This is a genomic window from Kitasatospora sp. NPDC057223 (genome assembly GCF_042669755.1).
In the GTDB taxonomy this organism is placed as follows: Bacteria; Actinomycetota; Actinomycetes; order Streptomycetales; family Streptomycetaceae; genus Kitasatospora.
Window position 1 is genome coordinate 1 of the sequence record NZ_JBHUWW010000226.1, and the last position, 1,862, is coordinate 1,862.

Genomic DNA, 1,862 nt, shown 5'->3' on the forward strand with positions numbered 1-1,862 from the left:
CCGCGGCCCGGTGCGGCCTGCGCCGGATGCCCGGCCGCCGGCGGCGGCGCGGCGACGGGGGCGGCGGCGCGCGCCTGGCCGGCCCGTCCGCCGCCGGTCAGCGCCGACCCGCGCGCGGCCAGCTCGCTCAGCCGCTCGTGCAGCGCGGCGGCGCCCGGCCGCTCGGTGGACTCCTTCGCCAGGCAGGCCCGGACCAGCGGCGCCAACTGCGGCGGCACGCCCGAGAGGTCCGGCTCCTCGTGCACCACGCGGTACAGCATCACCTCGGAGGACGCGCCGGAGCCGAAGGGCGAGTCCCCGGTGAGGGCGTACGCGAGCGTGGCGCCGAAGGCGAACACGTCGGTGGCGGGTGTCACGGCCGCCCCCCGGACCTGCTCGGGCGCGAGGAATCCGGGCGAGCCGACCGCCGTGCCGACGTGGGTGAGCGTGCTGGCGCCGCGCGACCACGCGATGCCGAAGTCGATGATGCGCGGGCCCTTGGGGGAGAGCAGGATGTTGGACGGCTTGAGGTCCCGGTGCACCACGCCGGCCTCGTGCACCTTGACCAGGCCGTCCGCCAGCGCGGCGCCGATCCTGGCCACCTCCGGCCAGCCGAGCGCGCCCTCGTCGCCGACCCGCTTGTACAGGGAGGGCCCCGGGACGTACGCGGTCGCCAGCCACGGCCGCTCGGTCTCGATGTCCGAGCCCATCACCCGGGCCGTACAGCCGCCCCGGATCCGGGAGGCCGCCGCGATCTCGCGGGCGAAGCGGGTCCGGAACTCCGGGTCCTCCGCCAGCTCGGCGCGGATCAGCTTGAGCGCGACCCGCTGCCCCCGGCGGTCGGAGCCCAGGTAGACCACGCCCATGCCGCCGGCCCCCAGCCGCCGGTGCAGGCGGTACGGTCCGACGATGCGGGGGTCCTCACGCCTCAGCCGCATCATCGCCATCTTCGTTCCCGTCAGCCCGTGGGTGAGACCCCGTCGGTTGGGGCATCGTCAGATCCTGTCCGGCACAGCTTACGGACTGCCCGCTGCGGTGTGCTGATACGCAACACCTCGGCGGCCCGTGGGATTGTCCGATCTTCCCCTGGAAGGCCCCGTGACCAGGCGAGGAACGCGCTCCCTCGGGGTCGCTCTCAGGGTTCCCTCGGGGGTGCGATCACGCCCGTCTCCCCCTCCGGTAGTAGTACCCGGGGCCCGGCGTCATCCTCCGGGATGCCCGCGGAACGGTACGAGGGCATGACGCGCCCCCACCGCCCCCGGCCGTAGCGTTGTGGTCAGCGGTGGACGAGGAGCTCGTCCCCCGAGGTAAGCCGTCCACCGCGCCATTTTTCCCAGCACCACGAGCGTCCACGCAGCACCGCGACCGCACGCGGCACCAGGTCAGCAGAAGCCGGAACGGGCAGGAGCAAGGTCATGGCAACACAGGTCACCGGCCCCACCCGCAGCCGGCCGTTGACGGCCGCGCACGCGGCCGGCAAGCGCCCGGCCGGCCCGACCCGGCACCCCGCCGTGGCGCTGGCGATGGCACTGCCCTGCGCGGTGCTGCTGGTGATGCTCTTCGGCGGCTGGGAACAGGTGGCCTCCCAGGCCCGGGCGGTCGCCGACCTGATCGGGCACTGATCCCCTGGGGACGGGGAGACAGTGCCGGCCGAGGCCCCGCGCCCGCAGTGACACGCGGACGGGCGAGAGCGGTGCGTGAAGCACCTCGGCAGGCGGGAGTCGCCGTGTACGGAACGCCGGTGAGGGCGTCCGTGCACGGCGCTCCTGTATGCCCGCGACCCGGCCCGCGACTCTGCGCGTAACTCTGGCCGTAACTCTGCACGCAACGACGAAGGCCGTGATCCTCACGGATCACGGCCTTCGGCTGAACTGTGCGCGATC

At 74.3% G+C, this 1,862-nt stretch carries 2 protein-coding genes; one reads left to right on the forward strand and one right to left on the reverse strand.

Annotated features, from left to right (window positions below; genetic code table 11):
- Positions 1 to 926: serine/threonine-protein kinase (locus ACFUK0_RS38780; RefSeq protein WP_380258545.1), on the reverse strand; the 926-nt coding region annotated here is incomplete at its 3' end.
- Between the two features lie 468 nt (positions 927 to 1,394).
- On the opposite strand from ACFUK0_RS38780, the gene ACFUK0_RS38785 reads away from it, so the two are divergent.
- Positions 1,395 to 1,601 carry a hypothetical protein gene (locus ACFUK0_RS38785; protein WP_380258548.1) on the forward strand — a complete coding sequence of 69 codons (207 nt, stop codon included), beginning with the start codon at positions 1,395 to 1,397 and terminating at the stop codon, positions 1,599 to 1,601.
- Positions 1,602 to 1,862 lie beyond the last annotated feature (261 nt).